Raw genomic sequence first — 26,785 nt, 5'->3', positions numbered from 1 at the left:
ACTCCTGGCGGGCCGTTCCGGCCGGAAGGACAACGGGGCGCGCGACCGGCCCCGTTGGCGCGGCGCTAGGCGATCAGCCCCGGGATGGTGGCCTCGTGGGCCGTCCGCAGCTCGTCCAGCGGGATGCCGAACTGCCCCTGGACCGCGAGCTCGTCGCCGTCCACGACGCCGATCCGGGTGGCCGGCAGCCCCCGCGCACCGCACATGTCGGTGAAGCGGAGCTCCTCGCTGCGCGGCACCGCGACGACCGCCCGGCCCGCCGACTCGGAGAAGAGGAAGACGAACGGGTCGAGGTCGTCCGGGACGACCAGGCGGGCGCCCTTGCCACCGCGCAGGCACGACTCCACCAGCGCCTGGACCAGGCCGCCGTCGGAGAGGTCGTGCGCGGCGTCGACCATGCCGTCCCGCGAGGCGGAGATCAGGATCTCCGCCAGCAGCCGCTCCCGCTCCAGGTCGACCTGCGGCGGCAGTCCGCCGAGGTGGTCGTGGATCACCTGCGACCAGGCCGAACCGCCCAGCTCCTCGCGGGTGTCGCCGAGGAGGTAGATCAGCTGCCCCTCCTCCGCGAAGGCGACCGGGGTGCGGCGGGTGACGTCGTCGATGACACCGAGCACCGCGACCACCGGCGTCGGGTGGATCGCGACGTCCCCGGTCTGGTTGTACAGCGAGACGTTGCCGCCGGTGACCGGCGTGCCCAGCGTGAGGCAGCCGTCCGCGAGACCGCGGGTGGCCTCGGCGAACTGCCACATCACCGCCGGGTCCTCGGGCGAGCCGAAGTTCAGGCAGTCGGAGATGGCCAGCGGCCGGGCGCCGGTGGCGGCGACGTTGCGGTACGCCTCGGCCAGCGCCAGCTGCGCGCCCGCGTACGGGTCGAGCTTGGCGTACCGGCCGTTGCCGTCGGTGGCGACCGCGACCCCGAGGTTGGTGTCCTCGTCGATCCGGACCATGCCGGAGTCCTCGGGCTGCGCCAGCACGGTGTTGCCCTGGACGAAGCGGTCGTACTGGTCGGTGATCCACGCCTTGGACGCCTGGTTGGGCGAGCCGACCAACCGGAGCACCTGGGCGCGGAGTTCCGCGGCGTCCGCCGGGCGGGGCAGCTTGGCCGCGTCGTCGGCCTGGAGGGCGTCCTGCCAGTCCGGGCGGGCGTACGGCCGGTGGTAGGTCGGGCCCTCGTGGGCGACCGAGCGCGGCGGGACGTCCACGATCTGCTCGCCGTGCCAGAAGATCTCCAGGCGCGAGCCGTCCGTCACCTCACCGATGACGGTGGCGATGACGTCCCACTTCTCGCAGATCTCCAGGAAGCGGTCGACCTTGTCCGGCTCGACGATCGCGCACATCCGCTCCTGCGACTCGCTCATGAGGATCTCCTCGGGCGAGAGCGAGGAGTCGCGCAGCGGAACGGTGTCCAGCTCGACCCGCATACCGCCGGAACCGGCGCTGGCCAGCTCGCTGGTGGCGCAGGACAGCCCGGCGCCGCCGAGGTCCTGGATACCGGCGACCAGCTTCTCCCGGAAGATCTCCAGGGTGCACTCGATGAGCAGCTTCTCCTGGAACGGGTCGCCGACCTGGACGGCGGGCCGCTTGGTCGGCTTGCTGTCGTCGAACGTCTCCGAGGCCAGCACGGACACGCCGCCGATGCCGTCACCACCGGTCCGGGCCCCGTACAGGATCACCTTGTTGCCCGCGCCCGACGCCTTCGCCAGGTGGATGTCCTCGTGCTTCATCACGCCGACGCACAGCGCGTTGACCAGCGGGTTGCCCTGGTAGCAGGGGTCGAAGACGACCTCGCCGCCGATGTTGGGCAGGCCCAGGCAGTTGCCGTAGCCGCCGATGCCGGCGACGACGCCGGGCAGCACCCGCTTGGTGTCGGGGTGGTCGGCGGCGCCGAACCGCAGCGGATCCATCACCGCGACCGGGCGGGCGCCCATGGCGAGGATGTCGCGGACGATGCCGCCGACGCCGGTGGCCGCGCCCTGGTAGGGCTCGATGTAGGAGGGGTGGTTGTGCGACTCGACCTTGAAGGTGACCGCGTAGCCCTGGCCGACGTCCACGACGCCGGCGTTCTCCCCGATGCCGACGAGCAGCGCGTCGTTCTCGGGGGCCTTCTCACCGAACTGCTTCAGGTGGACCTTGCTGCTCTTGTAGGAGCAGTGCTCGGACCACATCACCGAGTACATGGCGAGTTCGGCGCCGGTCGGGCGCCGGTCGAGGATCTCCCGGATCCGCGCGTACTCGTCCTCCTTGAGGCCGAGTTCGGCCCAGGGCTGGTCGGTGTCCGGCGTCTCGGCTGCGTGCTTGACGGTGTCGAGGCTCATGCGGTGACCAGCTTCTTCAAGATCGAGGTGAAGAACCCGAGGCCGTCGGTGCGGCCGGTGCCGATCAACGGCTCGACGGCGTGCTCGGGGTGCGGCATCAGGCCGACGACATTGCCCGCCTCATTGGTGATGCCGGCGATGTCGCGGAGCGAACCGTTGGGGTTTCCGTATCCGTCGGCGGTCGGGCCGCCGGTGACGTAGCGGAAGGCCACCCGGCCCTCGGCCTCCAGCATGTCCAGCGTCCGCTCGTCGGCGACATAGCGGCCGTCGATGTTCTTCAGCGGAATGCTGATCTCCTGGCCCGGCGCGTAGTCGGCGGTCCAGGAGGTGGTGGCGTTCTCCACCCGCAGCTTCTGGTCGCGGCAGATGAAATGCAGGTGGTTGTTGCGCAGCATCGCGCCGGGCAGCAGGTGGGTCTCGGTGAGCACCTGGAAGCCGTTGCAGATGCCCAGGACCGGCATGCCGGCCCGGGCCTGTTCGATCACGGTCTCCATCACCGGCGAGAACCGGGAGATCGCTCCGGCCCGCAGGTAGTCCCCGTACGAGAAGCCGCCGGGCAGGACCACGGCGTCGACCTGGTGGAGGTCCTTGTCGCGGTGCCACAGCGGCACCGCCTCGGCCCCGGCCGCCCGGACCGCGCGCTGGGTGTCGCGGTCGTCGAGCGTGCCGGGAAAGGTGACGACTCCGACGCGAGCTGTCATGACTCGGCTCGCACGGCTTCGTCGACCCGCACGGTGAAGTCTTCGATGACGGTGTTGGCGAGGAAGGTCTCGGCCATCTCATGGATGCGGGCGAGGGCGGCCTCGTCGACCGGACCCTCCACCTCAAGTTCGAAACGCTTGCCCTGACGGACGTCGGCGATCCCCTCGAAGCCCAGGCGTGGCAGTGCGCGCTGCACCGCCTGCCCCTGCGGGTCGAGGATCTCCGGCTTGAGCATGACGTCGACTACGACGCGTGCCACTGGCACTCCCGGTGGTGTGGTGCGTAAGGCGGTGCCCTCACAGTACCGTGTTCGAAAATCTACGCGCATAGATATCCAGAGCGCCCGATCACGAGCCGGTATCGACGGGAGTGCACTCCAGGAAAAATCTCCGAAAAGAACGGGGGGCCACATTGCGGCAAGACACGCTGACGAAATTAAATGGGCTTCACAATGCAATGCCCATCGCTGTACAAATGAAAAAGCATTGATCCCAATCAGCCGGATCCGGAGCATCACCCCACGTCAACAAGGGGTCGCTCCACGAAAGGACCGATATCCGTGGCGCAGCGCGTAGTAGTAACGCTCTCCGATGACATCGACGGAGGAGAAGCCGCAGAGACGGTCATCTTCGGTTTGGACGGGAAGTCGTACGAGATCGACCTCAATCCCGCCAATGCGAAGAAACTGCGCGGCGCCCTCGCCCCGTTCGTGGAGGCCGGCCGCAAGCGGGCCAAGTCCGGCAAGGCCTTCCACCGGACCGCCGTGACCCCCGACCCGGCGGCGGTACGCGCCTGGGCCCGCTCCCACCAGATGGACGTCCCACCGCGCGGCCGGATCCCCAAGAAGGTCTACGAAGCCTTCAACGCGGCCAATCACTAACCGACTTGTCGGCGTCCGCGGGTCCGCACCCCACCGACTTGCACAGCACCCCTACTGATCAGCTAGAGTCTGGAGCACGCCGAGGGGCAAGGCCGAAAGGCCGGATCCCGAGGAGTCATGCGGGTGTAGCTCAGTAGTAGAGCGCCCCCTTTCCAAGGGGGAGGCGCAGTGTGCAATCCCTGTCACCCGCTCTGACAGTTCTTCCGGTCCAAAGGATCAGGTAGAGTAGCTGTCGCGCCACTGGGTGAAAGCCGAGTGGATGCCTGCGGACGTAGCTCAGTTGGTAGAGCGCAACCTTGCCAAGGTTGAGGTCGCGAGTTCGAGCCTCGTCGTCCGCTCAGAGAAAAGGCCCCGGTCACCAAGACCGGGGCCTTTGTCGTTTTCCCGATCGAAAACCCACCGGGATCCGGGGATCTTGCCCGGCCGCGCCCTGGACGGTTCGCGTTCACGCTGCGGGGCTTTCCCCGGAGGAAATCGCCGAGCCGGCTGCCGGTGGGCGAACGGGCCGGGGAGTACATGTGGCGGTGGACACACCGCCGGGGCCCGAGCGGCGGGGCCCGCGGGCGGTGGACGGGGTGGGCTCAGGGGGTCGGCCGACGGGTCGGGGCAGCGGGGCGGTCGAAGGTCCTGGTGCGGGGAGGGAGTTGGACCGGTGGGGGTCGGGGCCGGCGTGCGGGGCGCGGTGGAGTCGGGGCGGCCGACGGCTGCGGGTTCGGCGCGCGGCGGCGGGGCCGGTGGGCACGGGCATGCATCGGGGGCCGGGAAGTTGGCTATAGTGGGGCTCGCACCGCGCAGCGGCGACCGAAAGGGATGCCATCGCACGGAGCATGCGGACGTAGCTCAGTTGGTAGAGCGCAACCTTGCCAAGGTTGAGGTCGCGAGTTCGAGCCTCGTCGTCCGCTCAGAGAAAAGGCCCCGGTCACCAAGACCGGGGCCTTTGTCGTGGCCCGGTGCCGGTGGTCGGCACCGGGCCGGAACATCAGGCCCAGGGGTGGCCGGTGAGGCGCTCGTACGCCTCCAGGTACTTGGCGCGGGTGCGGTCGACGATCTCCTGCGGGAGGGCCGGCGGGGGCTGCTCGCCGGTGCGGTCCCAGGCCGTGGCGGGCGCGGTCAGCCAGTCGCGGACGAACTGCTTGTCGAAGGACGGCTGGGGGTGGCCCGGCTGCCACTGATCGGCGGGCCAGAAGCGCGAGGAGTCGGGGGTGAGGACCTCGTCGGCCAGGGTGAGCCGCTCCTCGTGGAAGCCGAACTCGAACTTGGTGTCGGCGAGGAGCAGGCCGCGCTCGCGGGCGATGTCGCGGGCCCGGCCGTAGACCGCGAGGGTCAGCTGGCGGAGCTGGGCGGCGGTTTCGGCGCCGACCTGGCGGGCGACCTCTTCGTAGGAGACGTTCTCGTCGTGGTCGCCGACGGCGGCCTTGGTGGCCGGGGTGAAGATCGGCGCGGGGAGCTCGGAGCCGTCGGTCAGGCCCTCGGGGAGCGCCACCCCGCAGACCGTGCGGGACTCCCGGTACTCGACGAGGCCGGAGCCGGCGAGGTAGCCGCGGGCTACGCACTCCACCGGGACCATGGCGAGCGAGTGGCAGACGAGGGTGCGGCCGGCCCAGTCGGCGGGGGCGCCCTCGGGGACCTCGGTGGACAGGACGTGGTGCGGGACCAGGTCCGCGAGCTGGTCGAACCACCAGAGGGACAGCCGGGTCAGGACCCGGCCCTTGTCGGGGATCTCGGTGGGGAGCACCCAGTCGTAGGCGGACATGCGGTCGCTGGCGACCATGACCAGGTTGCCGTCGGCGTTCTGGTAGAGGTCCCGCACCTTGCCGGTGTGCAGGTGGGTGAGACCCGGGACCTGCACGGGCTCGGGCTTTTCTACGAATCCGGACACGCTGCCTCCGCGTAGGTTGATCCAGGAGTCCTGGCGATTCTCTCGTATGCGCGGTGGGGGCTCCGCCGCAGGGTCGCCGGCGGGGGACGGTGGCCGGTTCCTCGGGAGGGTCAAACGGAGGACCGGACTCCGGGGCGGAGGAGGGCGGCGAGGGTGAGCAGGGCCACCACGGCGAGGCCGATGAGGATCGTCGACGGGGCGAAGGCGCCACCGAGCACGGTGACCACGTACGGGGTGCAGAAGCCCAGGTAGCACACGGCCCAGAAGCGCGCGGTGAGGCGGGCCAGGTGGTGCGGGGGTGCCAGGGCGGCCACCTCGGTCAGGCCGTAGGCGACGCACAGTCCGTAGCCGACGCCGAGCAGGGCGGCGGCGAGCAGGGCCACCGCGGGCTGCGCATGGGCCACCGCGAGGGCTCCGACCAGCAGGCCGACAGCGGCGACGAGGAGGCCGGTGGCGGCGGTGGCGAGGCGGTGGCGGGCACTCAGCCGGCGGGCGAGCGGGGCGACGAGGAGGCCGGCGCCGGGGGTGACGGCGGTGATGATCCCCGCGTAGACGGTCTGCCAGCCGTGCAGGCGGGTGTCGACGAGGCCCGGGAGGACGGCGAAGGCGATCGCGGGGGCGGCGAACACCCAGGGGGCCACGGGGACGACGAGGCGGCGGAACTGGGTGCGGTGGGTGGGAAGGGCCGGGGTGCGGTGGGTGGGAAGGGCCGGGGTGTGGTGGGCGGGGACGGTGGGGTCCGGGGTCCGGGGCGGGGCGGTTTCGGGGGCGCGGCCCGCGCTCAGCGCGGCGGCCGCGACCAGGACCAGGTGCGGAACGTAGGCCAGGACCATGGGGTGCGGGGCCCACTGGGCTATCAGGGAGGCGGCCAGGCCGCCGGTGGCGAAGCCCGCGGAGAGGAAGAGGCCGGAGCGGCGGGCGGCGGCGCCGGGTGAGGGCGCGGTGCCGTACGGCGGGGTGGAGAGTTCCTTGATCCAGACGCTGCCGGCGGTGAGCAGGGTGCCGGCGCCGACGCCGGTGAGGAAGCGGCCGGGCCACAGCAGTGCCGGGGCGGCCGGGCCGGCCATCAGCAGGCAGGTCGCCAGGGCCGAGATGCCCAGGGCGGTGAGGGCGACCCGTCGGCGGCCGTGGCGGTCGGCGAGCGGGCCGCCCACGAGGAGGCCGGGGATCAGGCCGACGACGTAGATGGCGAAGAGGGCGGTGGTGGTGGCGGCGGTCAGACCGAGGTGGGCGCGGTAGGCGCCGAGGAGGGAGGAGTACTGGTTGGCGCTCCACCCTGAGGCGGTCATGAGCCAGCCGGCGCGGAGCCAGTGGCGGGGCGCCCGGGCCGCGGTGGCGGCTGCGCTGACCTGGACCGTCGGGGTGTGTGACAGGGGCATGAGAGACGTTGTACGGCGCGGGCGGGCGGGCGCGCCGCCTCCGTTCAGGAAATGTGAACGGCCCGGGGCGGAGGGCTTGGCCCCCGCTTATCGTGGCGCGTATGGATCTGCGGCGGCTGTCTTCGTTCCTGGCGGTGGTCGAGGAGCAGCACTTCGGGCGGGCGGCGGCCCGGCTGTTCCTGTCGCCGGCCGCGGTCACCCAGCACGTGCAGCAGTTGGAGCGGGAGTTCGGGACGCGGCTGTTGGACCGCGGTCGGGGCCCGGTGGTGCCGACCGTCGCCGGGCAGCGGCTGGTGTCGCACGCCCGGACGCTGCTGGCCGCCGCGAACGCCGCGGTGGAGGACGTGACCGAGGCGGTCCGGGGCCGGGCGTCGCCGGGGCGCGGGCTGCGGGTCGGGGTGATGAGCCACGGGTCGGCGGAGGTGACCCCGGCCGCGGTGAACGCCTTCCGGCGGGCCCGGCCGGACGTGCCGGTGTCGCTGGTGCAGTTGGACTTCACCGAGCACTGCAGCGCGCTGCGCGAGGACCGGGTGGACGCGGCGTTCGTCCGGCCCCTGGTGCAGGCCGAGGGCATCGACGTCGACGTTCTGACGACCGAGCAGCGGATCGTGGCGGTCTCCGCGCGGTCGCCGCTGGCGGACGCGGCGCGGGAGGGGGTGCGGGTCGCGGACGTCCTCGACCTGCCGTTCCTGCGGCTGCCGGCGCGGACCCCGCGGCCGTTCGTCGACTACCTCTACTTCCAGGACGGCGAGCGGCGGGCGCCGGACTGCGCGCTGAACCCGCACGACGTGCTGACGAGCGTGGCGGCGGGGCGCGGGGCGGGGTCGGGGCTGAAGTCCTTCGCGCGGTACTACCCGTGGCCGGGGACGGTGTTCGTACCGGTGCTGGACGCGCCGAGTGCGCAGAGCGTGTTGGCGACGCGGTCCGGGGACCCGAATCCGGAGGTGCGGATCTTCCGGGCGCTGACGGTGGCGCTGGCGCGGGAGTTGGGGGAGTACGCGGCGCGGTAGCGGGTGCGCGGCACGGTAGCGGGTGCGCGGCACGGTAGCGGGTGCGCTGCACGGGGGTGCGGTCGGACGGTGCGGCCGGGGCCGGGCGGGCGGCGCGGCACGGGTTCAGTCGCGTTTGCAGATGCGGTCGAGGAGGTTGGCGGTGGCCCGTTGGACGCGCTGGTCGATGTGGCCGGGGCGGTCGAGGGCGGGCGACCAGGCGAAGGTGCCGGAGGCGAAGACCAGGGCGCCGCTGGGTGCGCGGTACAGGGAGGTCTCCTGGTGGCGGCGGACGCCCTCGCCGTCGCGGTACGGGGAGTGGGAGAGCAGGATGCGGCGGGTGTGCGCGGGGAGGCTGGTGCGCGGGAAGTAGCGGTCGGCCTCGCCGGCGACCAGGCCGGGGAGTTCGTCGCCTTCGTGGGCGCCGGTGGCCTCCCACAGCCAGTGGTCGGCGTTGCGGACGACCAGGGGGGCGGGCTCGGGGACCCGGCCGGCGTACTGGATGCCCATCAGCCGCTGCTCGGGGTTGCCCAGCTCCCGCCAGAGGGCGGGGCGGCCGGGGCCCTGGCGTTTGCGGCAGTTGAGCAGGGAGTCGGGGCCGGCCGGTGACGGGGAGAGCTCCACCTGCCAGTACATGGTGTTGGCAGAGAGGAAGACCAGGGAGGTGCCGCTGTCCCGGGCGGCCTCGACCGTGCGGCGCATGGGCACCGACCAGTACTCGTCGTGGCCGGGGAAGACCAGGCCGCGGTAGCGGGTGGCGTCCACCCGGCCGGCGTGCAGGTCGCGGGCGTCGGCGTAGGCGAGGTCGTAGCCGTAGCGCTCGGCCCAGCGGATGAAGTCGTAGGCGTGGCCGACGTGGAGGGGGAGGCCGGCGCCGGCGTAGGGGCGGTCGAAGGAGACGGTGGTGGCGGCGTCCCGTTCGCCGAGGAGGGCGCCCTTCTCGTCCCAGGCGTGGTACAGGCTGGCGCCGGTGCGGCCGTCCTCGGGGTAGAGGTTGTACGCCTGCCAGGTGATGTCGGGGAGCAGCAGCAGGAGGTCGGCGGGCTGGTCGTCGCGGACCGTGAAGGGGATGTGGGAGCGGTAGCGGCCGTCGGCGGTGGTCAGGACGGCGACGTAGGCGCCGAGCCGCCAGTACGTGGGGACTTGGAGGCGCCAGGACAGCCACCAGTGGTGGCAGGAGACGGTGCGGTCGACGAGCAGCGGGGCCGGCTGGACGATGCCGGCGAGGCGCGGGCTGGTGGTGATCTTGGCGGCGCCGGTGCCGGCGTAGTGGCCGATGCGGTAGACGTCGATGCTGAAGGGCTGCGGCGGGTCGACCGAGACCCGGAAGTCGATGGCTTCGCCGGGGGCCACCGCGCCGGGGACCGTGAAGCCCTTGATCTGGCGGTGGACGTCGTCGGCGGTGCGGGGGCCGTTGTGTTTTCGGGGCACGGGCAGCCGTAGGCCCTCGTGGGCGACCGCCGGATCGACGTACCAAGGGATGATCCGGCCGGAGTCGAAGTAGGTCTCGCTGCCGCGCAGCCAGGGCAGCGGGCCCTGCCCGAACGGATCCGTGACCGCATGGGCGAGGGCACCCGATTCCCAGCGCCTGATCTGTTCCGTCGCCACCTTCCACTCCCCTCCCGCGTCCCCCATGGCCGCGGCCGACCGGGCCTTACCCATCCCCCAGCACATCACATTACGCACTCACTTCGTCACCCTTCGTCGTGAATTTAGGTGCCCTTGCCCCGAAGCACGAACTGGAAGGGAACATTCAGCCGGTCCGGCGGGCGCCCGCACGCCGGGGCTCACCCCAGCCGGACCGGCTTCTCCGGGCGCACGCCGACCCGGTGCAGCCAGCCGCGGAGCGGTTCGGCGTCGCCGTCGTCGACCAGGCTGAGCACCGGGCGGCCCAGGTCGGCACGGCGGGCGCCGTCGACGAGGAGGGCCGGGCCGTCGAGCCAGTCCAGGCCCGGGGCGGCACCGGCGGTGTCCACTGCGGCGCAGCAGACCATGGCGGTGACGTGGTCGGCGAGCAACTCGCGGGCCGTCCGGGGCGGTTGCAGCGGGAAGAGCGGGAGGCCGCCGTCGGCCGGGCCGTCGCCCCAGGTGATGCCGGTGGTGTCGGCTTGCGCGGAGCGGGCGGCCTGGCGGGCGGCCTCCTCGCGCTCCTCGCGGGCGACCTCGGCGCCGAGCCGGGCGGCGACCAGATCGCCGGCGCGGGTGTCGCGGGCCAGCCGGTCGATGACCCGGGCCAGGGTCGGGCCGCAGGGCGGGGGCGCGCAGGCGGCGGGCTCCTCGGTGCGGGGGGTCTCCGCCGCGGAGGCGGATCCCCCGGGCGCACGGGGGTCCCCCCGGCGCGAACGGAGCTGAGGGCTCGGGGCGGCAACCGACAGCTCGGGTGACTCGGGGGAGGAGTCGAGGGCTTGCGGAAGGCTCGCGGGGTGGGGGGCGGCGGGCGTACGGGCGCGGGCACCGGCGTACGTCAGGGGCGGCGCGGGGGCGGCGCTGGGGGCGTCCGCGGGGGTGGTGGAGCGGTCCGGTGCGCGGGACGGGTCCGGTGCTTCCCGGTCGGGGTCGGCCTGGCCGGCCACCGGCAGCTCGTCGAGGACGCGGTGCAGCCGGGCGGCCTCCAGCCGCCACTTCCGGTCCACGATCTCCTGTGGGTACTGCTGCCACGCGACCGGCGACCAGTCCGGGCCGGGCTCGGCCGGGCCGCCGTGGAACAGCCGGGCGGCCAGCAGGGAGGCCGCCCGGTCGATGGTGCCGGGCTCCTCCAGGAGGTCGCAGGCGGGCCGCTCGCCGAGACGGGAGGCGAACCCCTCGGCCAGGCGGTCGCGGCGGGAGAGCTCGGTGAGCGCGGAGACCACGCCGGCGTCCAGCCGGGAGGGCCAGCGGCCCATCCGCCAGGCGGGCAGCGCGACCCTGGTCAGCAGCCGGTCCCAGCCGGCGTACGCCAGGCCGACCTGTTCCTGGGCGACGATCCGCAGGCCGTAGTCGACGCCCTGGGCGCGCTCGGAGGCGGCGGCCGCGACCCCGCGCTCCATCAGCACGACGTGCTCGCCGGCGGCGCGCAGCAGCAGCCGGGCGACCCGGCCGACGAAGCGGAGCGGGAGGGCGCGCAACGGGCCCCGGGCGCGGGCGGCGACCCCGGCGGCCGCGTCCAGTCCACGGATGAAGCGGCGGGCGGCGGCTATGTCCGGGTGTGCGGACGGGCCGGTGCCGGCGACGACGGGGGCCAGCAGGGCGCGCAGCTCGGCGACCCGCATCCACCACAGGAACGGCGAACCGATGACCAGGACCGGGGCCTCGGGCGCCCGGCGGCCGGCCCGTCGGGCGGGGCGCGGCGGACCGTGGGCGCGGTGTGTGCGGTCCTCCAGCCAGCTGTCGCAGTCCGGGGTGAGGGCTATCGCCGAGGGGGCGGGGACGTCGAGGCGGTCGGCGAGGTCGCGGACCAGGCGGTAGAGGTCCGGGGCGGCCTCCTCGGCGATCGGCACGGAAGGGCTGAGCGCGGGCCGGGCGCGGGCGACGACCACGGAGACCAGCGTCGCCAGGAGGAGGCTCAGCACGGTGAGGCCGCCGACCGCCCAGCGGGCCACCGCCCAGCCGCCTTCGGTGCCGAGCCGACCGGTGGCACCGCCCACGAGGAGGACCACGGCGACCGCGGCCGGCAGCAGGGCCACCGCCAGCGCCGCACCGCGGACGCGGAGCACCGCGAGGGCGCGGCCACGCGCCGCCAGGACGCCTGTTTCCGGACTTGCCACGAGCCTGTACACCCCCTGCGGTCCTGCTGGAGCGGGACGGAGAGAAGACGGGACGGACGAACGGACGGACGGTCGTGCGGTGTGCGGGCGAGAGAGCGAGCTCACTCCCCACCACTGTGGCACCGGCCACTGACATCGCAATGTCGGTGGGCCAGTTGCCGGACGCCGCCGGGGCGACGGTGCCGGGATTCCGGCACCGCGACCGCAGGACGCTTGCGCCGCACCCTAGTTGGGGGTGCGGGGTTCGTCAGCCGGATACTCGCGTGGTCACTCGATGGAATGGCTTTGGGTAAAGCCGCGGGCCGGAGACGCACGGGTCTGGGCCGCTTCCCGACGGGTGGTACGCCCCACAACGCAACTGAGGCATATGCCAAGGAAATGACATCTGCCTCAGTTGTTCCTCGGCTCCGCGCAGACCGCGGACGCGGTGCGGAGCCGCCGTGCGCTACTCCCCCGCCGCCGCCTTCGCGGCGATGTCGGTGCGGTGGTGCGAGCCGTCCAGCGAGATCCGGTCGACGGCGCGGTAGGCGCGCTCGCGGGCGGCGGCCAGGTCGGCGCCGGTGGCGGTGACGGACAGCACCCGGCCGCCCGCGCTGAGCACCGCACCGGACGCGTCGCGCCGGGTACCGGCGTGCAGCACGTAGGCGTCGGGGGCGTCCCGCTCCGCGACCTCGGCCAGGCCGTCGATCGGGTCGCCGGTGCGCGGGGTGCCCGGGTAGTTGTGGGAGGCGATGACGACGGTGACCGCGGCGCCGTCGCTCCAGCGCAGCGGCGGGAAGGTCGCGAGGGCACCGGTCGCGGCGGCGTACAGCAGGCCGGCCAGCGGGGTCTGCAGGCGGGCCAGCACGACCTGGGTCTCCGGGTCGCCGAAGCGCGCGTTGAACTCGATCACGCGGACCCCGCGGGAGGTGATCGCCAGGCCCGCGTAGAGCAGCCCGGAGAACGGGGTGCCGCGGCGCCGCAGTTCGTCGACGGTGGGTTGCAGGACGGTCTGGAGCACCTCGTCGACCAGCTTGGGGTCGGCCCAGGGCAGCGGGCTGTAGGCGCCCATACCGCCGGTGTTGGGACCCTGGTCGCCGTCGTGGGCGCGCTTGAAGTCCTGGGCGGGCTGGAGCGGGACGACGGTCTCGCCGTCGGTGACGGCGAAGAGGGAGACCTCCGGGCCATCGAGGAACTCCTCGATGACCACCCGGTCGCAGGCGTTGGCGTGCGCGCGGGCCGCCTCGACGTCCTCGGTGACCACGACGCCCTTGCCGGCCGCCAGACCGTCGTCCTTGACGACGTACGGCGCGCCGAAGGCGTCCAGGGCGGCGTCGATCTCCTCCGGGGTGGTGCAGACGTAGCTGCGGGCGGTGGGCACGCCCGCGGCGGCCATCACGTCCTTGGCGAACGCCTTGGAGCCCTCCAGTTCGGCGGCCTGCCCCGAGGGGCCGAAGACCGGGATGTCGCGCTCGCGGACCGCGTCCGCGACGCCGGCCACCAGCGGGGCTTCGGGGCCGACGATGACGAAGTCGGCCGCCAGGCCCGCGGCGAGGTCTGCCACCGCCCGGCCGTCGAGGGCATCGACCGCGTGGAGTTCGGCCACCTCGGCGATGCCGGCGTTGCCGGGGGCGCAGTGCAGCGCACTGACGTCGGGGTCGAGGGACAGAGAGCGGCACAGGGCGTGTTCGCGGGCGCCGCCGCCGATGACAAGGACCTTCACGGGGTGCAGCCTAGACGAATGCACCAACCGGCCGGTCGCCGGGCGTGCCCTGATCACACAAGGCCCGGGCCCCGGCCGGAAACCACCGACGGCGCCGCCGCCACCGTCCGCCCCCGCGGCGGCAACTCTTTCGGGTGAGATACGCGAGCGTCCTATACCGGATCCCGCACCACTTCCGGGCGGAAAACGGGCGATCTTGGGACAGAGGCCAGCCGTTCGGCGGTAGGAAAGAGGGCGGTGCGCGGCCCTTCCGTAGGCCATGCGCGCACCCCACGGATCCGCGTACGAGGGAGCACGGGTGAGTCAGCCGGAGATGCAACCCGAGGGGCCCCCTCGGGGCGAGGGCGGGCCCGACCGGGGCCGCGGGCGGTCGCCGGACCGCCACCGGGAACGAGGCCGGCCGGAGCGCCGCCCCGCCGGACCGCTCCGGGGCCGCGGCGACCTCGTGGGGCGGGCCTTCCCGCACGGCGACTGGGGCGAGCCGGACAACCGGCTGGACGCGCTGTACCTGTGGAGCGAGGAGGGCGCGCTGCGCACCGCCGACTGGTACCTGCGCGACCGGCTGGCCAAGCGCCGGGGGGCGCGGGCGCTGCGACTGGGGGCCGCGGCCGGGGTGACCGCGGGCGGGACGCTGCCGCTGCTCGACCTCGCCGGGGTCTGGGAGCACGGGGCGCCCTGGGGCGCGCTGACGCTGCTGCTGGCCGCGGTGTGCGTGGGCTGCGACCGGTACTTCGGGATGACCGCGGGCTGGATGCGGGACCTGGCCACCGCACAGGCGATCCACCGGCGGCTGGAGGCGTTGCAGTTCGACTGGGCGGCGGAGAGCGTGCGGGAGGTGCTCGGGCCGACGGAGGGCACCGCCAGCGAGGCGGCGGAGCGCTGCCTGGGCGTGCTGCGGCGGTTCAACGAGGACATCGGGGAGCTGATCCGCACGGAGACGACGGACTGGATGGTGGAGTTCCGGTCCGCTCCGGTGCCGCAGGCCACCCATGCGGTGCTGCCGTGGACGGCGCCGCGGTCGGAGGGCCCGGGAAACCCGGGGCGGTTCCCGAGGCCGCCCGGCTCGCGGCCGAACATGCCGCGGCAGCGGCCGCCGGAGGCCCCGCGCTGAGCGGGGACCGGCCGGGAGCCCGGCGGGGCCGGGGGCGGACCTCCCGCCGGTCCGGACCGCTCAGCTGAAGACGATCATGGAGCCCTGGCCCAGGCTCCGGGTGGCGGCCGCGTGCAGCCCGAGCCAGACGTGCCGTTCCCGGGCGAACGGACCGTCGTCCAGGGGGACCGCGGTGGCCCGCTCCTCCAGGGAGGTGGGACCGGCCGGCGGCGCGGGCGCGGCCGGCGGGTTCGCCGGGTCGATGCCCAGGGCCGGGGCGACCAGTTCGAGGTCCCGCAACAGCCCGTGGGAGGAGCCCAACGGGCCGCCGCCGGCCAGCAGTTCCTCGGTGGCGAGCGGGTGCGGGAAGTCGACCGGGACGTAGGCGCCCGCGTGGTCGTAGTGCCAGACCAGGTGGGACTGCTGCGCGGTGGACTCGAACATCTCCAGCAACTGCTCGTAGTCGCCGCCGAGTTCGTCGACCGGAGTCACCTCCAGGCCGCACAACTTGAGCAGGTAGGCGCGGCGCAGGAAGTGCAGCGCGTCGTAGTCGAAGCCGGCGACCGGCGCCACGTCGCCGGAGAGGCCCGGCATGTAGGTGAAGACCGGGATCTCCGGCAGGCTCGCGCCCACCAGGGCGTCGTTGTAGGTGGCGATCTCTTCGGAGAACGGGTTGTCGGGGCTGTGGCACAGCACATCGACGAGGGGTACCAGCCACAGGTCACATGCCACGGGTGGGGGCTCGCTTCCGGTCGGGGACGTAGGGCACCGGCGCACGTACAGCCACGGGTACGGCCCATTACGGCCGATGGTCGGGACAGCGTAGTGCTACCCGGCCGTTCCGACGAGAGCGAGGGAGTGCTCGTTGTACTCGGCGATCAGCCGCTGGGCGTCCGGCAGGTCGTGCCGCAGCAGGGCGTCGGCCAGTTCGCTGTGACCGTGCCAGAGCTGGCCCGCCAGGCGCGGCTCGCGGCGCAGCAGCGGCACCGCGAACATCCAGGTCTGGACGCGGATCCGGTCCAGGAAGTCGCTGATGTAGGGGTTCTGGACGATGCCGCTCAGTTCGCGCCAGAACCGCAGGTCGTAGCCGATGAGGACGTCCAGGTCGCCGGCCCGGGCGGCGCGTTCGGCCTCCTCGGCGCGGCGGCGGATGGAGATCAGCACCTCGGCGGGGGTGGCCAGCAGCGCCCGTTCGGCGTTGCTGCGGAAGATGCCCTCGATGATCAGGGTGCGGGCCTCGACCATGGCGCGGAAGTCGTCGGTGGTGAAGGCGTGCACCTTGAAGCCGCGGTGCTGCTCGATGTCGAGCAGGCCCTGGGCGCACAGGTCGAGCAGCGCCTCGCGCACCGGTGTCGCGGAGACGCCGTACTGGTCGGCGATCTCCTTGACGGTGAACGGGTGGCCGGACGGCAGCCGGCCCGCCAGGATCTCGTCGCGCAGCGCGTCGGCGATCTGCTCGCGCAGGGTGCTGCGGCGTATCACGGAGCTGTCCGAGCCCGGGGCCATTCGGTGCGTCTCCTTCGACGTCCATGACCGCAGGTGGGAGCGGCCCGCCCTCCACCATAGGCGAGGGGGTTGCCGCGGTTTCACGTGAAACGACGCGCCGCGCGGCCCCCGCCCACGATAGGCGAGGGCCGCGCGGAGGGCTGCCCGGCGGGTGCGCTCAGACGGTGTGCGCGTCCGCGGCCGTCAGGGCCTCGTCGAGGGCGGCGAGGCCCTCCTTGGCCTCGGCCTCGGTGATGGTGCAGGCCGGGACGACGTGAGTGCGGTTCATGTTCACGAACGGCCACAGGCCGCGGCGCTTGCAGGCCGCGGCGAACTCGGCCATCGGGGCGTTGTCGGCACCGCCCGCGTTGTAGGGCACCAGCGGCTCGCGGGTCTCCTTGTTGCGGACCAGTTCGAGGGCCCAGAAGACGCCCAGGCCGCGGACCTCGCCGACCGAGGGGTGCCGCTCGGCGATCTCGCGCAGCGCCGGGCCGATCACCTTCTCGCCGATCTCCGCGGCGTTCTCCACGATCCGCTCCTCGGCCATCGCGTTGAGGGTGGCGACGGCGGAGGCGCAGGCCAGCGGGTGACCGGAGTAGGTCAGGCCGCCGGGGTAGGGCCGCCGGTCGAAGGTGGCGGCGATCTCGGCGCTGATCGCCACACCGCCGAGCGGAACGTAGCCGGAGTTGACGCCCTTGGCGAAGGTCAGCAGGTCGGGGGTGACGTCGAAGTGGTCGGCGGCGAACCAGTGGCCGGTGCGGCCGAAGCCCGCCATCACCTCGTCGAGGATGAAGACGATGCCGTGGCGGTCGCAGATCTCGCGGACGCCGGCGAGGTAGCCGGGCGGCGGGACCATGATGCCGGCGGTGCCCGGGACGGTCTCCAGGATGATCGCGGCGATCGACTGCGGGCCCTCGAAGGCGATGGTCTCTTCCAGGTGGGCCAGGGCGCGCTCGCACTCCTGGGCCTCGTTCTCGGCGTGGAACGGGGAGCGGTACAGGAACGGGCCCCAGAAGTGGACGACGCCGGCCGAGGCGGTGTCGGAGGGCCAGCGGCGCGGGTCGCCGGTGAGGTTGATCGCGGCGGCGGTGGCGCCGTGGTACGAGCGGTACGTGGACAGCACCTTGGCGCGGCCGGTGTGCAGCCGGGCCATCCGGACGGCGTTCTCCACCGCCTCGGCGCCGCCGTTGGTGAAGAAGATCTTGTCGAGGTCGCCGGGGGTGCGCTCGGCGATCAGCCGGGCGGCCTCGGAGCGGACGTCCACCGCGAAGCCCGGGGCGAGCGTGCACAGCTTGCCGGCCTGCTCCTGGATGGCCGCGACGACCTTGGGGTGCTGGTGGCCGATGTTGGTGTTGACCAGCTGGGAGGAGAAGTCGAGGTAGCGGTTGCCGTCGTAGTCCCAGAAGTACGAGCCCTCGGCACCGGCGACCGGCAGCGGGTCGATCAGGCCCTGCGCGGACCAGGAGTGGAAGACGTGCGCGCGGTCGGCGGCCTTGACTGCGGCGCCGGCAGCGGGGTCGGGGGGCAACGTGCTCACGGTCAGTACCTCGGATCGGTCGCGGGGGTCCGCCGCTGGACAGGAACGGCGAACGGCTCCCAGCCTAGGGATCACGGTCCGCTGACCGGTACCGACACTGTGTATGGCGCTCACCACGCGCGCGGACAGAATGTCTACGCTCCTGGAGGAAACTCCAGGGATGCCCGGGGGTGGGGGTACCTGCCCCCGGGCATCGTCAGGATCCGCGGCGCTCAGGGCTGGCCGCCCCGCGCACCGGTCAGGCCGCCGCGGCGGTGGGGAAGGCGGTCCGGACCGGCCCGCTCCAGTGGTTGGCGTACAGGTGCGGGCGGAGCGCCGACAGCCCGCCGCAGTACTTGGTGAAGTCGGCGGCCGGGACGCCGTATGCGGTCAGCAGGCGGTCGGCCTCGGTGAGCCGGCCGGCGGTCTTGGTCTCGACGACGACCAGTCCGCCGTCGGCCCGTACGGTGCGGCCGGTCTCCAGGTCGCGGCAGACCAGCGCGGCGTCGCAGGTGACGCGCTGGCCGTCGGCGACGAAGGTGGCCCGCTGGTAGTCGGTCTCGATGGAGCGGCCCAGTTCGGTGGGGGCCTGGATGCCGTAGGAGCGGTCGAGCACGGTGGCGAGGAAGTCCCGCGGGGCCTCGCCCAGGGCCGGGTCGCCGGGCATCAGCGGCTGCCGGTGCTTGACCGTCCGGCCGTGCTCCCCTTTGAGCTTGACCTCGAACTGCCGCTCGCCGGTGTCCGCGTAGAGCCGCTCGCGGATCTTGAAGCGGAGCAGGCTGCGCTGCCGGTGGTCGTGGAAGGAACGCAGGTCGGGGGTGTCGTAGTAGACGGACTGGTAGCGGAACCAGCGGCGGCCGTTGATGCACAGCGCCGCGAACGGGCCGCCGGGGCGGCGGCGGTCGGTGAGTTCGGCCGCGAAGGCGGCGAAGACGTCGACCGGGACGAGGTAGGTGGTACTGAAGCGGGCCAGAAGCTCGGCGCGGGCCTGAACCTCGGCCAACGGGACGGGGCGGGCGGCCATGGCCGCCCGCGCAAGGGCTCGTACGGCGGGTATCACACGGTCTCCTTGGAGAATGGGGGACGGGGGATCGTGCGGGTCCTGTCGTCGCTCTCTGCGGTTTTTCTCCTTTCTTTACGATCGATAACCATGGAAAGTTCCGGGACGCGGAATCAGCCATCCATTGCGTCAGTTCCCGGACAGGGGCGCCATGCTGACGGTGCATCAGCCCGCTCGCATACCTCGCCGCTCGGAACCCGGCCCCTCGTGGACGGTCGTGACCCGACTCGCTCCCACGGGCGCACGCCTTGGCCGAATACCACCCCACCGGCCGGAGGTACGACATCGATATCCTCACCGCGGACGAGTGGCCGCTCCCACAGGGCGGAGGCGGGGAAACCCGGGGCAAAGGGGCGGCGGGATCATGGCACAGCCAGGACGAACGGGGCAGCAGGGACAGGCCGGACGGCCCGGCGGGCTGGCACCGCTCAGCGGGCACGACCCCCAGCAGATCGGCGAGTACCGCCTGCTGGGGCGGCTCGGCGAGGGCGGTATGGGGCGGGTGTTCCTGGCCCGTTCGGACCGCGGCCGGACCGTCGCGGTCAAACTGGTCCGCGCAGAACTGGCCCACCAGGAGGAGTTCCGGGCCCGCTTCCGCCATGAGGTGCGGGCCGCCCGCAAGGTGGGCGGGGAGTGGACCGCACCCGTCCTGGACGCGGACACCGAGGCCGAGACCCCGTGGCTGGCCACCGGCTACATCGCCGGCCCCGCCCTCCAACAGGCCGTCGGCGGCAGCGGACCACTGCCGGAGCGCACGGTGCGGATCCTGGCCGCCGGACTGGCCCGCGCACTGCGCTCCATCCACGCCGCCGGCATCATCCACCGCGACCTCAAACCGTCCAACGTCCTGCTGACCCTCGACGGCCCGCGGGTCATCGACTTCGGCATCGCACGGGCCCTGGAGGGGGTCACCACGAGCGCGGTGACGCACACCGGCTCCGCGGTCGGCTCCCCCGGCTTCATGGCGCCCGAACAGGTCCGCGGCGAGCCGCTCACGCCGGCCTGCGACGTCTTCTGCCTCGGCTCGGTGCTGGTGTACGCGGCCACCGGCCGGCAGCCGTTCGGCTCCGCGACGACCCTGCCGCACGCGATGATGTACCGCATCGCCGAAGAGGAGCCGGACCTGACCGGGCTCCCCCAGGGGCTGTACGACCTGGTCACCGCCTGTCTGGCGAAGGACCCGGCCCGGCGCCCCGCGCCCGAGGAACTGGTCGCGTGGGCCGAGGACGGCCCGGACGCCTCCGGAGCGGCGGACGACGAACCGTGGCTCCCGGGGGCGCTGATCGCCCGCCTGGGGCGGCACGCCGTGGAACTGCTGGAGGCGGAGAACCCGCAGGACGGCGCGGACCGGACGCCCTCCGACGCGACCGCCGTCCGCCCGCACGGGACGCCCGCCACGGGCCCGGCCTCGGACCCGGCCGCGGCACCGCCCGCCACCATGGCGCCGCCGGCCGCCCCGGCCCCGGCGCGCCGCCGCCGCACCCGCCGGACGCTGCTGGCCGTGGCCGCGCTGGTGCTGGTCGGAGCGGGTGCCGCCACCGGATACGCGCTGTTGAGCGAACCGGGCGGCAGCGCCGCCGCCTCCGAGGGCAAGCCGGACCCGGCCCCCGCGGCCGACGGCGACATACCCGCCGGCTACCTGGGCATCTGGTCGACGACGGTCGGCGACTCCAAGCTGGACGTGCGCCGCTTCACCCTCGTCCAGGGCAAGCCCGGCGAGACCGTGCTCCGGATGCAGGCCACCGGGCCCACGTACGACTGCCGGTTCGCGGCCACCCTCAAGAGCGCCGGCCCACCGGTGCGCCTCGGCCCGTCCACCGTGGTCTCCGGCCCGCCCGACACCTGCCGTCCCGGTTCCCCCAGCACCCTGGAGCTGATGGCCGGCCAACTGCGGCGCACCTTCGACGACGCGGGCGGCCTGGCGCCGCTGCTGTACACGAAGACGGGGTGACGGCGGGGGCGGCAGGCCCCCACCGTCACCCCGGACGGCAGCCGGCCCCGGCGGAAGCGAACCGCCGGGGCCGTACCGAGTTCCTTAGGACAGGAACGAGTTGATCTCGATCGTCTCGGTCCGGCCGGGGCCGACGCCGATCGCGGAGATCGGGGCGCCCGACATCTCCTCCAGTGCCTTGACGTACGCCTGGGCGTTCTTCGGCAGGTCGGAGAAGGTCTTGGCCTTGCTGATGTCCTCGGACCAGCCCGGCAGCATCTCGTAGACCGGCTTCGCGTGGTGGAAGTCGGTCTGGCTGTAGGGCAGCTCCTCGACGCGCTTGCCGTCGATCTCGTAGGCCACGCAGACCGGGATCTGCTCCCAGCCGGTGAGGACGTCGAGCTTGGTGAGGAAGAAGTCCGTCAGACCGTTGACCCGGGTCGCGTAGCGCGCGATGACCGCGTCGAACCAGCCGCAGCGGCGGTCCCGGCCGGTGGTCACACCGCGCTCGCCGCCGATCCGGCGCAGCGCCTCGCCGTCCTCGTCGAACAGCTCGGTCGGGAACGGACCGGCGCCCACGCGGGTGGTGTACGCCTTGAGGATGCCGATGACCCGGCTGATCTTCGTGGGGCCGACGCCCGCACCCGTGCAGGCACCGCCCGCGGTCGGGTTCGAGGACGTGACGAAGGGGTACGTGCCGTGGTCGATGTCGAGCAGGGTGCCCTGCCCGCCCTCGAAGAGCACGACCTTGTCGTCGTCCAGCGCCTTGTTGAGGAGCAGGGTGGTGTCGGCGACGTAGCCCTTGATCTGGTCGGCGTAGCCCAGCAGCTCCTCGACGACCTGGCCGGCCTCGATGGCGCGGCGGTTGTAGAGCTTGGTCAGCAGCTGGTTCTTGACGTCGAGCGCCGCCTCGACCTTCTGGGTCAGGATCGACTCGTCGTAGAGGTCCTGGACCCGGATGCCGGTGCGGTTGATCTTGTCCGCGTAGGTGGGGCCGATGCCGCGGCCCGTGGTGCCGATCTTCCGCTTTCCGAGGAAGCGTTCCGTCACCTTGTCGACGGTGATGTTGTACGGCGTGATCAGATGCGCGTTACCGCTGATCAGCAGCTTGGACGTGTCGACGCCGCGCTCGTTGAGTCCGCTCAGCTCGGAGAGCAGGACCGCCGGGTCGACGACGACTCCGTTGCCGATGACCGGGGTGCACCCCGGCGAGAGGATTCCGGAAGGGAGGAGGTGCAGTGCGTACTTCTGGTCACCCACGACAACCGTGTGGCCGGCGTTGTTGCCGCCCTGGTAACGCACTACGTAGTCCACGGACCCACCGAGCAAATCGGTGGCCTTTCCCTTGCCTTCATCACCCCACTGAGCACCGAGCAGCACAAGTGCGGGCACAGGCGTACACCCCTTCCGGGCGGGGCATGTCCAACGTGCGTGGATGGCGCGGCGCCCGCGTGTTCACGCGTACGTCGTCGCCGGAGCCGTCGGACCGGTGCCCCGGAATAGACGAAGCCCCTGGCGCAATAGCGCAAGGGGCTCTTGCACCGAGATGCTACCTGAGGAAGGACCGAGGTGTCGGCGCAGTCTTCTGGGCACTCTCCCGCGGAGTCCGTTCGGGGGTGCCCCCTGCTTGTGGTCATCGATCCGATCGCCCGCAGGACGGACGGCGAGTCCGTGCGGATCGCGAAGGACGTCCTGTCTGCCGGCGCAGGGGCGAAGATCTGCCTCCCGGAGGGGCCGGAGGAGTTCGCCCAGGCACTGGCCCGGCGCGGCCGGCGCCGCCCGGTGGTGATCGGCGACGACCGGGCGCTGCTGCGCGCGGTGGGCCTGCTCCACAAGGAGCGCGAGCTGGCCGGGGTGCCGCTTTCGATGATCCCGGTGGGCACGCCGGAGACGGTCGCGCTGAGCCGGACGCTGGGCGTGCCCACGGACGCGGTGGCCGCCGCGCGGGCCGTCCTGGACGGCGGGGAGCGGCCGATGGACCTGCTCACGGACGACAGCGACGGCATCGTGCTGGGCGGGCTGCGGATCCCGTGCGGTGACGTGGCCGGAGCGCTGCCGGAATACGGGGCGTACGGCGGTTACGAGGAGCACGGCGAGCGGGCCGTCCATGGGGCGTCGGGGGCCGCCGGGCACCCGGAGCGGGCCTTGGCCCCCGGGGACGCGGGGCCCGGCACGGCGGATCCGACGACCGGGCACCAGCCCTGGTGGAAGCCGGCGGCGCGCACCGCCCGTACGGCGCTGTCGCTGCTGGCCACGCCCGCGGCCGGGCGGTGGGGCGCTCCGCGGCCGGGCGCGGCCGAGGTCGGCGGGGGCCGGCGCGGGCGGGTGCCCGCGCAGCGGCTGCGACTGCGGGTCGAGGCCGACGGGGCGCTGCTGGCGGACCTGGACCGGCCGGTGCGCGGGGTGTCGGTGGTGCCGTACGCCGGGGACGACGACGCCGGGGCCGGTGGCCTGGTGGGGCGGCCCGGCGGGCTGGCCGAGGTGGTCGTGCACTGGCCGGGCGGGGAGCGGCCGGTGCGGGTCCGGGCGCGGGCGGTGACGGTGTCCGGGGCAGACTTCCACTACCGGGCGGACGTGCTGGTCGGCGGGCCGGTGCGGACCCGGACCTGGACGGTGCAGCCGGGGGCCTGGCGGCTGCAACTGCCCCGGCAGGGGTGAGACGGGGACCGGGGTGCCGGCCCTCGCGGGCGGGGTGCCGGTCGGCGGGGTCTGTGGGTCAGCGCCGCGGGGCCGGGTCGTTCTCCTGCGCGCCCTCCCGGGACGCCACCGGGCCGGCCTCCTCGTCCGTGCGGAGCTTTTCGAGGTGGTCGCGCCAGCGGTCCATCATGCCCATGAGCTCCTGCTGCATGAACTCCGTGAAGGCCAACGTCTCGCCGAGCCGGCGGCCGGCGGCGCTGCCCCGGCCGAGGCTCTCCACGCCCTCGCGCAGCACGTCCTCCCAGCGGGTCAGGACGCTGTCCCGGCGGGTCAGGGCCTCGTACCACTGGTCGCTGTGGACGCGGTAGCGGTCGCGGCGGGAGCCGGGCTCGCGCTCGCGGCTGACCATGCCGACCTGTGAGAGGTAGCGGATCGCGCCGGAGACGGCCGCCGGGCTGACCTGGAGCCGCTCGCCCAGTTCGGCGGAGGTCAGGACGCCGGAGTCGGACGCCAGCAGGCAGGAGAAGATCCGGGCCGGCATCCGCTGCATCCCCGCATCGACCATCTGCGCCGCGAACCGCTCGACGAACGTCAGGACCGCCTCGTCGTCGCGGGCCGCCGCCGGACCCGTGTCCTGCTGTCGCTGCTCGCTCATCTCCGCATCATCTCCCCTGTTCAGAGCCGTCCCTCAACTTTATACGCTTTCTTAACTTCACAAATTTATGAAACCAGCGTATCTTCGAAAACATGACGAAGGCGTTCTCCCCCGCAATCCGGGTGGCCGGCCTCCACAAGTCCTTCGGCCGGACCCACGCACTGGACGGCCTCGACCTCCGCGTCGAGGCCGGTGAGGTGCACGGCTTCCTCGGGCCCAACGGCGCCGGGAAGTCCACCACCCTCCGGGTCCTGCTCGGCCTGCTGCGCGCCGACCGCGGCGCCACCCAGGTCCTCGGCAAGGACCCCTGGCAGGCCGCCGTCGAGATCCACCGCCGCGTCGCCTATGTCCCCGGCGACGTCACCCTGTGGCGCAACCTCTCCGGCGGCGAGGTCATCGACCTCTACGGACGGCTCCGCGGCGGACTGGACGCCGCCCGACGGGACGAGCTGCTGGAGCGCTTCGAACTCGACCCCACCAAGAAGGGCCGCACCTACTCCAAGGGCAACCGCCAGAAGGTCGCGCTGGTCGCCGCCTTCGCCTCCGACATCGACCTGCTGATCCTCGACGAGCCGACCTCCGGACTGGACCCGCTGATGGAGGAGGTCTTCCAGAGCTGCGTCGCCGAGGAGCGCGACCGGGGCCGCACGGTCCTGCTCTCCAGCCACGTGCTGTCCGAGGTCGAGGCGCTCTGCGACCGCGTCAGCATCATCCGCAAGGGCCGCACCGTCGAATCCGGCTCCCTGGGAGAGCTGCGCCACCTGACCCGGACGACCGTGGTCGCCGAGCTGGCCGGCCCGCCGGCCGGACTCGACGGGCTGCCCGGCATCCACGGCCTCACCGTCCAGCCGCTCCAGGGCGGCCCGGGCTGCCGCGTCCGGCTCCAGGTCGACACCGACCGGCTCGGCGCGGTGCTCGGCCCGCTCGGCGCGGCCGGTCTGCGCAGCCTCACCAGCACCCCGCCCACCTTGGAGGAGCTCTTCCTCCGGCACTACCAGGACGACCTCCGCCCCGACGCCCGCCGCCGGGACGGGGCCCGGACCGAAGGGGCGGTGTCCCGATGAGCGCCCTGGCCGCACCGGCCGCCGTCCGCCCCGCCGGTCCGCGCCACCTGACCGGCACCGGCACCCTGCTGCGCCTGGCGCTGCGCCGCGACCGGCTGATGATCCCGGTCTGGGTGCTGGTCCTCGGGCTGTCCGTGGTCGCCATGGGCCCGTCCTTCGCCTCGCTCTACGACACCGCCGCCCAACGCGCCCAGCTGGCCGCGTCGATGAACGCCAACGGCTCGCTGCGCGCCCTGTACGGACCGGTCTTCGACGACTCCCTGGGCGGACTGGTCGCCTGGCGGATGGCCGGGTTCGGGGCGGTGCTGGCGGCCGTGATGAGCCTGCTGATCGTCGTCCGGCACACCCGCGAGGAGGAGGAGACCGGCCGTCAGGAGCTGCTCTCCGCCGCCATGGTGGGCCGGCGGGCGCCGCTGACCGCGGCCCTGCTGGCGGCGCTGATCGCCGACGCGGCGGTCGCCGTGCTGACCGCCGCCGGGCTCACCGCCTCCGGCCGGCCGGTGGGCGGATCGCTCGCACTGGGCCTCGCGATCGGCGGCACCGGCCTGCTCTTCGCCGCCCTGGCCGCGATCGCCGCCCAGCTCACCGAGAGCGCCCGGCTGGCCAAGGGGCTGACCGGCGCGGCCCTGGGCGCCGCCTTCGCACTGCGCGCCGCCGGTGATGCGTCCGACGGGAGCGGCGCGCCCGGGAGCGGCGCCGGTTCCGCGCTGACCTGGCTCTCCCCCGTCGGCTGGGCGCAGAACCTCCGCGCCTACGCCGGCGAGCGCTGGTGGGTGGTCCTGCTCTTCGCCGCCGCGACCGCGCTGGCGACCACGGCGGCCTATGCCCTGACCGCCCGCCGCGACCTGGGGATGAGTTTCCTGCCGGCCCGCCCCGGCCCGGCCCGCGCACCCCGCTCGCTCGGCGGCCCCGCCGGCCTGGCCTGGCGGCTCCAGCGGACCACCCTGGCGGGCTGGACGGCCGGGTTCGCGCTCGCCGGGGCGGTGTTCGGCGGGATCGCCAAGGGCGCCGCGAGCATGGTCGGCGGCAATCAGCAGACCCGGGAGATCTTCGAACGGCTCGGCGGGCAGCAGTCCCTGACGGACGCCTTCCTGGCCTCGATGACCGGCATGCTCGGCGTGGTCGCCGCGCTCTACGCCGTGGGGGCGGTGCTCAGGATGCGCGCCGAGGAGACCGCCGGTCGTGCGGAACCGATCCTGGCGGGCGCGGTGGGCCGGCTGCGCTGGGCGGGCGGCCATCTGGTCATCGCGCTGGTGGGCACGGCCGCGGTGCTGGCCGCCGGCGGTCTGACGCTGGGAATCACCTACGGCGCCTCGGTCGGCGACGTCTCGGGCGGCACCGGCCGGGTGCTGGCCGCCGCGCTCGCCCAGGTCCCGGCGGTGTGGACGCTCGCCGCGGTGGCGATGGCCGTCCTCGGCGTGCTGCCCGGGGCGAACGGTGCGGTCTGGGCGCTGACCGGCACCTGCCTGGCCCTCGGCTGGCTCGGCCCGGTGCTGCGGCTCCCCCAGTGGGCCATGGACCTCTCGCCGTACGGGCACCTGCCCAAGCTGCCCGGCGGGGCGGCGACGGCCGCGCCCTTCCTCTGGCTGACGGCCCTCTCGGTGGTGCTGATATCCGCCGGTCTCGCCGGGCTCCGCCGGCGCGACATCGGCTGATCCCGTAGTCGTGGGCCGGCCGGGGCGGGGGGGGGGGGCGGGGGGGCGGGCGGGCGGCGGCCCGCCGGGTGGCACGGGGGGGGGGAGGGGGGGGATTAAAAACA

21 protein-coding genes and 3 tRNA genes are annotated in these 26,785 nt (G+C 73.4%); 10 read left to right on the top strand and 14 right to left on the bottom strand.

The annotated features are described in order from the left end of the window. Window positions 1-65: 65 nt before the first annotated feature. The 3 genes from purL to purS are packed head-to-tail and all read right to left on the bottom strand — an operon-like array spanning window position 66 to window position 3,276. Complete coding sequence (gene purL, locus ACFVT2_RS29125) at window positions 66-2,315, bottom strand: phosphoribosylformylglycinamidine synthase subunit PurL (RefSeq protein WP_390022600.1); 2,250 nt, start codon at window positions 2,313-2,315, stop codon at window positions 66-68. Continuing rightward, complete coding sequence (purQ, locus tag ACFVT2_RS29120; RefSeq protein ID WP_390022598.1) at window positions 2,312-3,016, bottom strand: phosphoribosylformylglycinamidine synthase subunit PurQ; 705 nt, start codon at window positions 3,014-3,016, stop codon at window positions 2,312-2,314. Before purQ ends, purL begins: the two co-directional genes overlap by 4 nt. Continuing rightward, entirely contained in the window at window positions 3,013-3,276 is a 264-nt protein-coding gene (purS, locus tag ACFVT2_RS29115) for a phosphoribosylformylglycinamidine synthase subunit PurS (protein WP_018539413.1), read from the bottom strand. The genes purQ and purS overlap by 4 nt, the downstream gene beginning before the upstream one ends. A 300-nt stretch (window positions 3,277-3,576) precedes the next feature. Between purS and ACFVT2_RS29110 the strand changes: the two genes are divergently transcribed. The 4 genes from ACFVT2_RS29110 to ACFVT2_RS29095 all read left to right on the top strand — a co-directional run bounded on the left by ACFVT2_RS29110 (window position 3,577) and on the right by ACFVT2_RS29095 (window position 4,799). Next, window positions 3,577-3,897, top strand: a complete 321-nt coding sequence (locus ACFVT2_RS29110) for an Lsr2 family protein (RefSeq protein WP_390022596.1) — start codon at window positions 3,577-3,579, stop codon at window positions 3,895-3,897. 119 nt (window positions 3,898-4,016) lie between these two features. Next, a tRNA-Gly gene (locus ACFVT2_RS29105) sits at window positions 4,017-4,088 on the top strand. A 74-nt stretch (window positions 4,089-4,162) separates the two neighbouring features. Continuing rightward, a tRNA-Gly gene (locus ACFVT2_RS29100) sits at window positions 4,163-4,235 on the top strand. A gap of 491 nt (window positions 4,236-4,726) precedes the next feature. Next, a tRNA-Gly gene (locus ACFVT2_RS29095) sits at window positions 4,727-4,799 on the top strand. A 77-nt stretch (window positions 4,800-4,876) separates the two neighbouring features. Here the strand turns inward: ACFVT2_RS29095 and ACFVT2_RS29090 are convergent. Beyond that, the gene (locus ACFVT2_RS29090; RefSeq protein ID WP_390022595.1) at window positions 4,877-5,776 is read right to left on the bottom strand and encodes a phosphoribosylaminoimidazolesuccinocarboxamide synthase; all 900 of its coding nucleotides are present in this window, start codon (window positions 5,774-5,776) and stop codon (window positions 4,877-4,879) included. A gap of 110 nt (window positions 5,777-5,886) precedes the next feature. Then, window positions 5,887-7,155: an MFS transporter gene (locus ACFVT2_RS29085; RefSeq protein WP_390022594.1), complete on the bottom strand. Its 1,269-nt coding sequence runs from the start codon at window positions 7,153-7,155 to the stop codon at window positions 5,887-5,889. 101 nt (window positions 7,156-7,256) lie between these two features. Between ACFVT2_RS29085 and ACFVT2_RS29080 the strand changes: the two genes are divergently transcribed. Further along, the gene (locus tag ACFVT2_RS29080; protein ID WP_390022592.1) at window positions 7,257-8,165 is read left to right on the top strand and encodes a LysR substrate-binding domain-containing protein; all 909 of its coding nucleotides are present in this window, start codon (window positions 7,257-7,259) and stop codon (window positions 8,163-8,165) included. 105 nt (window positions 8,166-8,270) lie between these two features. Here ACFVT2_RS29080 and ACFVT2_RS29075 read toward each other — a convergent pair whose 3' ends face one another. From ACFVT2_RS29075 to purD, 3 genes are all read right to left on the bottom strand, one after another. Continuing rightward, complete coding sequence (locus tag ACFVT2_RS29075) at window positions 8,271-9,752, bottom strand: N,N-dimethylformamidase beta subunit family domain-containing protein (RefSeq protein WP_390022591.1); 1,482 nt, start codon at window positions 9,750-9,752, stop codon at window positions 8,271-8,273. A gap of 179 nt (window positions 9,753-9,931) precedes the next feature. Continuing rightward, a complete protein-coding gene (locus ACFVT2_RS29070) occupies window positions 9,932-11,887 on the bottom strand; it encodes a hypothetical protein (RefSeq protein ID WP_390022590.1) in 1,956 nt (651 codons plus the stop codon). A gap of 445 nt (window positions 11,888-12,332) precedes the next feature. Next, window positions 12,333-13,589 carry a phosphoribosylamine--glycine ligase gene (purD, locus tag ACFVT2_RS29065; RefSeq protein WP_390022588.1) on the bottom strand — a complete coding sequence of 419 codons (1,257 nt, stop codon included), beginning with the start codon at window positions 13,587-13,589 and terminating at the stop codon, window positions 12,333-12,335. Between the two features lie 298 nt (window positions 13,590-13,887). Here purD and ACFVT2_RS29060 point away from each other — a divergent pair, with 298 nt between their 5' ends. Then, window positions 13,888-14,700, top strand: a complete 813-nt coding sequence (locus ACFVT2_RS29060; RefSeq protein ID WP_390022587.1) for an SLATT domain-containing protein — start codon at window positions 13,888-13,890, stop codon at window positions 14,698-14,700. A 60-nt stretch (window positions 14,701-14,760) separates the two neighbouring features. Here ACFVT2_RS29060 and ACFVT2_RS29055 read toward each other — a convergent pair whose 3' ends face one another. The 4 genes from ACFVT2_RS29055 to ACFVT2_RS29040 form a co-directional block, all read right to left on the bottom strand. Further along, window positions 14,761-15,411, bottom strand: a complete 651-nt coding sequence (locus ACFVT2_RS29055) for a hypothetical protein (RefSeq protein ID WP_390022586.1) — start codon at window positions 15,409-15,411, stop codon at window positions 14,761-14,763. A 96-nt stretch (window positions 15,412-15,507) separates the two neighbouring features. Beyond that, window positions 15,508-16,185 (bottom strand): GntR family transcriptional regulator, encoded by a 678-nt coding sequence (locus tag ACFVT2_RS29050; RefSeq protein WP_390022584.1) that lies wholly within the window; start codon window positions 16,183-16,185, stop codon window positions 15,508-15,510. A gap of 157 nt (window positions 16,186-16,342) precedes the next feature. Next, window positions 16,343-17,701 carry an aspartate aminotransferase family protein gene (locus tag ACFVT2_RS29045; RefSeq protein WP_390022583.1) on the bottom strand — a complete coding sequence of 453 codons (1,359 nt, stop codon included), beginning with the start codon at window positions 17,699-17,701 and terminating at the stop codon, window positions 16,343-16,345. Window positions 17,702-17,939: 238 nt separating this feature from the next. Continuing rightward, the gene (locus ACFVT2_RS29040; RefSeq protein WP_390022582.1) at window positions 17,940-18,740 is read right to left on the bottom strand and encodes a polyphosphate polymerase domain-containing protein; all 801 of its coding nucleotides are present in this window, start codon (window positions 18,738-18,740) and stop codon (window positions 17,940-17,942) included. A 364-nt stretch (window positions 18,741-19,104) separates the two neighbouring features. Here ACFVT2_RS29040 and ACFVT2_RS29035 point away from each other — a divergent pair, with 364 nt between their 5' ends. Then, window positions 19,105-20,691, top strand: a complete 1,587-nt coding sequence (locus tag ACFVT2_RS29035) for a serine/threonine-protein kinase (RefSeq protein WP_390022581.1) — start codon at window positions 19,105-19,107, stop codon at window positions 20,689-20,691. A gap of 84 nt (window positions 20,692-20,775) precedes the next feature. Here the strand turns inward: ACFVT2_RS29035 and ACFVT2_RS29030 are convergent, their stop codons facing one another. After that, entirely contained in the window at window positions 20,776-22,062 is a 1,287-nt protein-coding gene (locus ACFVT2_RS29030; RefSeq protein ID WP_390022580.1) for an adenylosuccinate synthase, read from the bottom strand. 237 nt (window positions 22,063-22,299) lie between these two features. Here ACFVT2_RS29030 and ACFVT2_RS29025 point away from each other — a divergent pair, with 237 nt between their 5' ends. Continuing rightward, a complete protein-coding gene (locus ACFVT2_RS29025; protein ID WP_390022579.1) occupies window positions 22,300-23,328 on the top strand; it encodes a hypothetical protein in 1,029 nt (342 codons plus the stop codon). 58 nt (window positions 23,329-23,386) lie between these two features. On the opposite strand, the gene ACFVT2_RS29020 is transcribed toward ACFVT2_RS29025, so the two are convergent. Next, on the bottom strand, window positions 23,387-23,962 hold the full coding sequence (locus ACFVT2_RS29020; RefSeq protein WP_390022578.1) for a GbsR/MarR family transcriptional regulator: 576 nt from the start codon (window positions 23,960-23,962) through the stop codon (window positions 23,387-23,389). A gap of 92 nt (window positions 23,963-24,054) precedes the next feature. Here ACFVT2_RS29020 and ACFVT2_RS29015 point away from each other — a divergent pair, with 92 nt between their 5' ends. Together ACFVT2_RS29015 and ACFVT2_RS29010 are read left to right on the top strand one after the other, a co-directional pair. Continuing rightward, the gene (locus ACFVT2_RS29015; RefSeq protein ID WP_390022576.1) at window positions 24,055-25,026 is read left to right on the top strand and encodes an ABC transporter ATP-binding protein; all 972 of its coding nucleotides are present in this window, start codon (window positions 24,055-24,057) and stop codon (window positions 25,024-25,026) included. After that, window positions 25,023-26,681 carry an ABC transporter permease gene (locus ACFVT2_RS29010; RefSeq protein WP_390022575.1) on the top strand — a complete coding sequence of 553 codons (1,659 nt, stop codon included), beginning with the start codon at window positions 25,023-25,025 and terminating at the stop codon, window positions 26,679-26,681. The genes ACFVT2_RS29015 and ACFVT2_RS29010 overlap by 4 nt, the downstream gene beginning before the upstream one ends. Window positions 26,682-26,785 lie beyond the last annotated feature (104 nt).

This window comes from Streptomyces sp. NPDC058000 (assembly GCF_042886435.1).
Lineage (GTDB): Bacteria > Actinomycetota > Actinomycetes > Streptomycetales > Streptomycetaceae > Streptomyces.
The sequence above is the reverse complement of the archived record's forward strand: the minus strand, read 5'-3'. Positions and strand labels throughout refer to the sequence as shown.